The sequence below is a fragment of the Pseudomonas sp. WSY_20 genome (genome assembly GCF_043104335.1).
GTDB lineage: Bacteria > Pseudomonadota > Gammaproteobacteria > Pseudomonadales > Pseudomonadaceae > Aquipseudomonas > Aquipseudomonas parafulva_B.
In genome coordinates, this window is sequence record NZ_JBICKP010000030.1 from 208,951 (window position 1) to 217,179 (window position 8,229).

3 protein-coding genes are annotated in these 8,229 nt (G+C 59.2%); all 3 read right to left on the minus strand.

Annotated elements, in window-relative coordinates; translation table 11 throughout:
* Positions 1-5: 5 nt before the first annotated feature.
* Positions 6-905, minus strand: coding sequence for a TauD/TfdA family dioxygenase (locus ACF8E5_RS09495; protein WP_196185958.1), 900 nt, complete (start codon positions 903-905; stop codon positions 6-8).
* A 196-nt stretch (positions 906-1,101) separates the two neighbouring features.
* Positions 1,102-1,443 carry a hypothetical protein gene (locus ACF8E5_RS09500; protein WP_023535786.1) on the minus strand — a complete coding sequence of 114 codons (342 nt, stop codon included), beginning with the start codon at positions 1,441-1,443 and terminating at the stop codon, positions 1,102-1,104.
* Between the two features lie 186 nt (positions 1,444-1,629).
* A partial coding sequence (locus tag ACF8E5_RS09505) for an immunoglobulin-like domain-containing protein (RefSeq protein WP_392475193.1) occupies positions 1,630-8,229 on the minus strand: 6,600 nt, incomplete at its 5' end.

Below are 8,229 nucleotides of genomic sequence, written 5' to 3' on the forward strand. Positions count from 1 at the left end.
TGTCGTCAGAACGGGGCATCGCCCTGGATGGTGGTGCGGTAGAGCTTGCGCCGCAGGTGTGCAGGGCAACCGGCAGCCAGGTGGATCAGGGAGCGGTTATCCCAGAACACCAGGTCGTGGGGCTGCCATTGATGGCGGTAGACGTTGTGCTCCAGCACGCTCAAGGCATACAGCTGCTGCAGGACATCCCGGCTTTCGTCCTCCGGCAGCCCGACGATGCGGGTGGTGAACCCTTCACTGACGAACAATGCCTGGCGACCGGTTTCGGGGTGGGTACGCACGACGGGGTGGATGACTTCCTGCACCTGAGCCAGTTGCTCGGCTGTCAGTGCAGGGCGCCAATTGCCTTCGAATCGGGTTTCGGCGTAGCGGGCTGTGTAGGAATGAGCGGCACTGCGCCCGGCTACCAGTGTGCGTAGCGCAGCGGGTACTGCGTCCCAGGCCTTGTGCATGTCGGCGAACAACGTGTCCCCGCCCTCGTCAGGGAGTTCCTGGGCATGCAGCATCGAGCCCAAGCTGGGCAGTGCCTTGTAGGAGAGGTCCGAGTGCCAGAACTTGCCCGCATCGCCCAGGCCGATGTTCTGGCCGTTCTCGATGATGTTGGAAACAATCAGGATTTCAGAGTGCCCCAGAAGCAGGAACTGCTTGAGCACATGAATCTGCAGTTCGCCAAAGCGGCGGCTGAACGCGATCTGCTGCTCAGGCGTGATGCGCTGATCGCGAAAAACCAGAACATGATGATCGAGGTGAGCGCGATGAATACGCGCGAAGTCCTGGGCATTGAGCGGCCTGGATAGGTCGAGGCCGATGACTTCGGCGCCGACGGCGCCGGCGAACGGGTGGACTTCAAAAAGTTGTGACGGCGCGCTATCGATGAGCGACAGGGCGTTCAAGGCGGCTGGCATGTTTCACTCCCACGCAGTGCGCGACTTCATGACGCGCGACGATCGGAAACGCACGGGGGACTCCCGTGTGGGTTCGAGTCGTGCGGCGCATCGATTAGTCGACGGGTACGCAGTGGGTGAACTATAAGGTCATAAGAAAGATATTTTAAATACCTTTAAAGCATAACCATAGTCCGGCCGGTGCATGGGCTGGGTGTCAGATCAGGCCACCCTCTTCTTCTTCCTCTATCAGGTTGTTGAGGCTGCTCAGCGCCTTGCGCGCCGTCGAACGGTTGAGCAGTTTGGCCTGGGCGCCAGGTGGCAGATCGGTGATCTTGAACACGCCTTTGGCGGTCAGCACATCGATCAGGTCTTCAAGCACCCGGATCATGTCCAGGTCGCTTTGCTTGAGCTGATTGAGGCTGTTTTCCACGACGTCATCGGCAAACCATTCCTGGATGTCGGCATGGTCGGCCGGAAGCATTTCGGTAAATTCGTCGAACGCAGCAGCTTCCACTCGCTGCAACTGGCCAGCGGCGTCGCGTTGCACGTAGAACATGGCGATGTCCCTCGTCACATGGATTCCTTCAGGGTAGACAGCAGCATAGGCAAAAAGCGCCGTACGCGTGGATGCGGCGCGAAAGTATGCGCTGTGGGAGTGCGTGGCGGGAAGGCCTGCCCAGGCAGTTGCGCCAGGTCAAGGCATACCGGGGCAACCTTTTACGGTTGCCCCGGTGATGGGCCGTCAGCTGTCTTTGTTGTGGATGATGATGGTCGGGTCGGCACCGCTGATCAACGAATTGATCGTCTGGTTGGACCAGTTCACACCTTCGAGCTTGATGGTGACGTCAGCATTGGCCAGCCCGCCATCGGTGTTGAGCTTGCCTTCGCTGCTGACCTGCAGCGTCGTGGTGCCCTCCACGGTCGACAGCTTGAGGTAGTTGTCGATGATGCTGCCTTTCTCGCCTTGCAACAGGTCCTTGAGGTCGATGCGGTCACCTTCGGAGCGGTTGAAGTCCTTGATGACGTCATTGCCATAATCGCCGGCCTTCCAGACGAAGGTATCGGCACCGCTGCCGCCGATCAGGATGTCGTCACCCGGGCCGCCGATGAGGGTGTCGTTGCCTGAGCCACCCAACAGGATGTCATTGCCTTTGCCGCCATCGAGGATGTCATTGCCGCCCTGACCGAACAGGATGTCGTTACCGTTACCGCCCGACAGGATGTCGTTGCCGTCATTAGGCCCTGAAATATCGAACTCGGTGTAGTGCTCAGCGATGTATTGGTGGACATTACTAGTCGTGACAGCACTGGCATCTACCCCTGTTTTCTGGGCGACATACGTTTGCAAGGCTTGATAGCCCTCGCTGACAACACCGTTCAAGGTAATCAAGTCACCAAAGATGATGTCGTTGCCATTCCCACCGTCGACAGTATCGGCACCAGGCAACGTCGCCTCAGTATGTCCAAGGATAGCGCTTGCCAGTTTGGTTGGATCTATATTGATCTGCGGTTTGCCCGCCGTGTCGTACGGCTTGAGATCAGCGAGGCTGACCTCAGAATTCAATCCAATAGCCTGCACCTTACTCAGTCCAGGTACGGTAGAACTACCACCGAGCAACATGAAACTATCAGTTGTATTTGTGGCCGAATCGCTCCAATTAGTGGATGACTTCTTGCCAGTGCCGCCCAAACTGGACAGCTCGTAGGTGCCATCCCCTTGGGCATGTATTGTCCCGATAGTGTTTGAGGAAATGGGAACAAGGAAACCCAAAAGATTGCCATACGTTGTGACTTTTAGTTGTCCAGCACTGTTTATGTCAACCTTGTGAGTTGAGTCAGCCCACTCACTGAACGTGGCACCAACCTTGTAGTTGTTAACATTAACAACCTCATCCAGCATTTTGCCGTTCGTCCACAGTCGAGCATCGGTCTGCTCGCCACGCTGGTAAAAGGTCGGCTTACCATCGGTAATGAAGTACGTCAGATTCTCAGCGTTCGTGTTGCCCATCGCCATCTTGCTCTTGAAGAAGTTGGCTGTAGTTTTAAACGCATCCTCATAATTGGTACCGCCGCCGTAGTCGCCGCCCTGCATGGAATTCAGAACTCTCTGAAGTTGGCTCAAAGCATCCGCGTCCGATAGATTGACGGCTATGTTTTGGTTTACCTGAGTATCGAAATCTACCAGGAAGATATTAACCGTTCCCGACGTGTCGGCCCCCACGCTCGCTTTGAGTGTCTTGAATACAGACTCCAGCTGTGTCTTCGCAGCAGCCACTGAGTCGTCGGTCATACTGCCGGAGCTGTCAACAATGAATGCAATATTGTAGTTTTTACCGGCCACCACGTTCAGGCCAGATACATCCGCCACGATGATGTCGTGACCTTCACTGCCATTCAGTACGTCGCTGCCCGATGTACCAACACTGGCTTTGTAAACGCCGCCATAAACCGTAACCGGAATACGGCCCACGGTGCTGGCGGAGTCACCTAGACTTTCAGTAGCAGTTGAAGTGACCGTTATGTCAAACGAGCCCTTGAAGTAGGCAGGGGGGGTAAGGGTCAAGCCACTGAGTTTCCACCCTGTTACGTTGATCGGCCCATCGCTGACTGTAGCCGTATGGCCTGCATTGTCAGTTACCACCGTTCCTTTTGGTAAGCCACCCAACGTCACTTTCAGCGTCTCGGAACCGTCGGTATCGGTCAGGGCAGTCGAGATACCGACCAGTTTCACCGTACCGTTCTCTGGGCCTTCGTTGAGCTTGTAGCCATCGTAGTAGGTTTGGCCGTTGACCGTGTGCGCGTCTGACACGCTCAGACCAGCGTTGGCCATCTCGGTCACGTTCTGGTACATGCGGATGTTTGCGCTGCTCAGGTCGGTCACGCCGCCAGAGCCGACCTGAATGTTCAGGTCATAGCTGCCCGGGCCGGACTGGTTGGCATGGTAGACCTCGATCGGGTAGTAGCCGGTCGCCGTAGGCGTGAACGACCCCGTCACCTGGCCGCCGCCGCCCCACGTGGCCGTGACCACGGTCTTGCCACCGATATTGACCAGGAAGCTGTCGTCGGCAGTACCACTGAAGGTGTAGGTCTTGCCAGCTTCCAGGTAGATCAGGCCGGAGGTCTTAGAACCGCTGCCCCCATTCACGCTGCCGTCGGACTGGACGTTGGTGGTGGTGGCACTGGAGGTGGCGCTGCCGGAGTTGGCAAAGACCGTTTTCAGTGCATCACCGGTGATGCCATTGCCGTTGGTACCCAGGTTCTTCAGGGTGGTCCACACTTCCTTGGTCAAGCCTTTGGACACTACATCGGCGCTGCCGATGGCCAGCGTCGGCATGTCTGCCACAGGGCTGATGTCGACCTTCATGGTCGTTTCGGTATCCAGGTTGGTCCCGTCGTTGGGCTTGTACTTGAACTGCGCGTAGTCAGCCTGCTGGTTGCCCACGCCGGTGCCACCGTAGCCATCAGCGCCGGACTGGTTGAGCAGTGGCACGAACTTCAGTTTGCTGGCGGCGATATCGGCCTGGCTGATCACCTGGCCGACAGTAACGTTGGTCCAGCTGCTGCCGTTGAAGTACTTGAGGCTGCCTGCAGCCGGCAGCGAGGTGATGGTCACGGCCAGACCGGTATTGCCATCCGGGTCGGTGACCTTGAAGTCACCCCAGGCGAATACGTAGTCGGTGTCTTCCACGCCATACACGGCACCGCCTGGTGATACCGGCAGGTTGTCGTTGTCGAGGATGGCGGTGGTGACGCTGCCTTTGCTGCCGTTTACCTGCAGGTTTTCGAAGTTGCCACCGGTGGCGCTTTCGATCTTGACCGTGAAGTTCTCGGTGCCTTCGACCAGCTTGTCGTCGATCGTCGGCACATCGAAGGTCACGCCGGAGCTGTTGGCCGGGATCTTCACGGTGGTGACACCCGTGAAGTCTTCGCCGTTCTTGGCCGTGCCCGAGTAGCTGAGGGTCACAGTGACTTCGGACTGGGACGGGTTGCTCAACGTCAGGGTGTAGTGCGCCGTCTCGCCTTCGGTGAGCGAGGTGGTGCCACTGATACCGACGGTGGTCACGTCGCCCTGGCCGCTCGGCTCGTCGGTCACGGTCGTGGTCACGGCAGTCTTGCTGCCCACCAGGCTCTCGAACTGCTTGTCACCGGCAACGCTGATGTCGGTGATGGCCTTGGTGATGGCAGGCTGGCCACCGACGTACACGTCATCCGGCGCATTGATGCTGACCGTACCGCTTGCGGAACCCGCGGCAATGAACACTTGCGTGCCACCGGTCAGGGTCACGGTCACGCCGCCGTGGCCTGTCACAGGCAGGCTGGTGTCTTCACTGACCAGCGTCACGGTGTAGGTGATCTTGCCACCCTCGACGACGGTGGTGTTATCCACAGCCAGCACAGCAGTGACCTTGCTGATGGTGTCAGTGATGTTGACCGAGGCAGGCGCGCCCAGCACCAGGTTCTCGAACTTGGCGTTTGGTACTTCGGCCTTGGTGATGCCGATCTCCAGCTTGCCCTCGTCCTTGAACACGTCATCACCCTGAGCTGGCGCGACGTAGGACTTGCTGGTCTCCCCGGCCTTGAACACAACGGTGGCGTTGTTGCTCAGGGTCACGGTGAGGTCTTTGTCCAGCACGCGGTTCAAGGTCAGGGTGAACAGAGGCGGCGTGGCTTCATTGATCGAGGCCTGGTTGGCCACGATGTTGACCAGTACCAGGTCACCCTGGCCGGCCGGCTCATCGGTCACCGCCGTGGTGACCGTGTTCTTGCTCGCCACCAGGTTCTCGAACTGCTTGTCACCGGCGACGGTGAGGTCAGTGATGGCCTTGGTGATTGCAGGCTGGCCACCGACATACACATCATCCGGCGCATTGATGGTGACGGTGCCGCTGGCAGAGCCGGCGGCGATGAACACCTGGGTGCCGCCGGTCAGGGTGACGGTCACGCCACCATGGCCGGTCACTGGCAGGTTGTTGTCTTCGCTGACCAAGGTCACGGTGTAGGTGATCTTGCCGCCTTCAGCCACAGTGGTGTTATCCACAGCCAGCACAGCGGTGACCTTGCTGATGGTGTCGGTGATGTTGACCGAGGCAGGAGCACCCAGCACCAGGTTCTCGAACTTGGCGTTTGGTACTTCGGCCTTGGCGATGCCGATCTCCAGCTTGCCCTCGTCCTTGAACACGTCATCGCCCTGCGCCGCGGCGGTGTAGGTCTTGGTCATCTCGCCAGCCTTGAACACAACGGTAGCGTTGTTGCTCAGGGTGACGGTCAGGTCCTTGTCCAGCGCACGGTTCAGGCTCAGGGTGAAGGTTGGGGCCGTGGCTTCATTGACCGACGCTTGATCCGCAACGATGTTCACCTGCACCAGGTCGCCCTGCCCAGCCGGCTCGTCGGTGACGGTGGTCGTGACTGCCGCCTTGCTGGCCACCAGGTTCTCGAACTGCTTGTCACCGGCCACACTGATATCCGTGATGGCCTTGGTGATTGCAGGCTGGCCGCCGACGTATACGTCATCCGGTGCGTTGATGCTGACGGTACCGCTGGCAGACCCGGCGGCGATGAACACCTGCGTGCCACCGGTCAGGGTGACGGTCACGCCACCATGGCCGGTGACCGGCAGGTTGTTGTCTTCGCTGACCAAGGTCACGGTGTAGGTGATCTTGCCGCCTTCAGCCACAGTGGTGTTATCCACAGCCAGCACAGCGGTGACCTTGCTGATGGTGTCGGTGATGTTGACCGAGGCAGGGGCGCCCAGCACCAGGTTCTCGAACTTGGCGTTCGGCACTTCAGCCTTGGCGATGCCGATCTCCAGCTTGCCCTCGTCCTTGAACACGTCGTCGCCCTGCGCCGCGGCCGTGTAGGTCTTGGTCATCTCGCCAGCCTTGAACACAACGGTAGCGTTGTTGCTCAGGGTGACAGTCAGGTCCTTGTCCAACGCACGGTTCAGGCTCAGGGTGAAGGTTGGGGCCGTGGCTTCGTTGACCGACGCTTGATCCGCAACGATGTTCACCTGCACCAGGTCGCCCTGGCCAGCAGGTTCGTCCGTCACGGTGGTGATCACTGGCGACTTGTTGGCCACCAGGTTCTCGAACTGCTTGTCACCGGCCACACTGATATCCGTGATGGCCTTGGTGATTGCAGGCTGGCCGCCGACGTATACGTCATCCGGTGCGTTGATGCTGACGGTACCGCTGGCAGACCCGGCGGCGATGAACACCTGGGTGCCGCCGGTCAGGGTGACGGTCACGCCACCATGGCCGGTGACCGGCAGGTTGTTGTCTTCACTGACCAAGGTCACGGTGTAGGTGATCTTGCCGCCTTCGGTCACGGTGGTGTTATCCACAGCCAGTACCGCAGTAACCTTGCTGATCGTGTCGGTAACGTTGACCGAAGCCGGGCCGCCAATGACCAGGTTCTCGAAGGTGGCGTTCGGCACCTCTGCCTTGACGATGCCGACCTCGATCTTGCCTTCGTCCTTGAACACGTCATCGCCCTGCGCCGCGGCCGTGTAGGTCTTGGTCATCTCGCCAGCCTTGAACACAACGGTAGCGTTGTTGCTCAGGGTGACGGTCAGGTCCTTGTCCAGTGCACGGTTCAGGCTCAGGGTAAAGGTCGGTGCCGTGGCTTCGTTCACCGACACCTGGTTGGCGACGATATTGACCTGCACCAGGTCGCCCTGGCCGGCAGGTTCGTCGTGCACGGTGGTGGTGACCGGCGACTTGTCCGCCACCAGGTTTTCGAATTGCTTGGCGCCTGCGACCGTGATGTCGGTAATCGACTTGGTGACCGCAGGCTGGCCGCCCACGTACACGTCATCTGGCGCATTGATGGTGACGGTACCCGTGGCAGAGCCAGCGGCGATGAACACCTGGGTGCCACCGGTCAAGGTAACGGTCACGCCGCCGTGGCCAGTCACCGGCAGGTCGCTGTCTTCGCTGATCAAGGTCACGGTGTAGGTGATCTTCCCGCCTTCGACGACCGAGGTGTTATCCACAGCCAGCACAGCCGTGACTTTGCTGATGGTGTCGGTGACATCGACCGATGCAGGTGCGCCTAGCACCAGGTTCTCGAAGGTAGCATTCGGCACTTCGGCCTTGACGATGCCGATCTGGATCTTGCCTTCGTCCTTGAAGACGTCATCACCCTGGGCAGGTGCGACATAGGACTTGCTGGTCTCGCCGGCCTTGAACACAACAGTGGCGTTGTTGCTCAGGGTGACGGTGAGATCCTTGTCCAGCACGCGGTTCAGGGTCAGGGTGAACAGGGGTGGCGTGGCCTCGTTGACCGAGACCTGATTGGCCACGATGTTAACCAGAACCAGATCACCCTGGTTGTCATTGCCTGG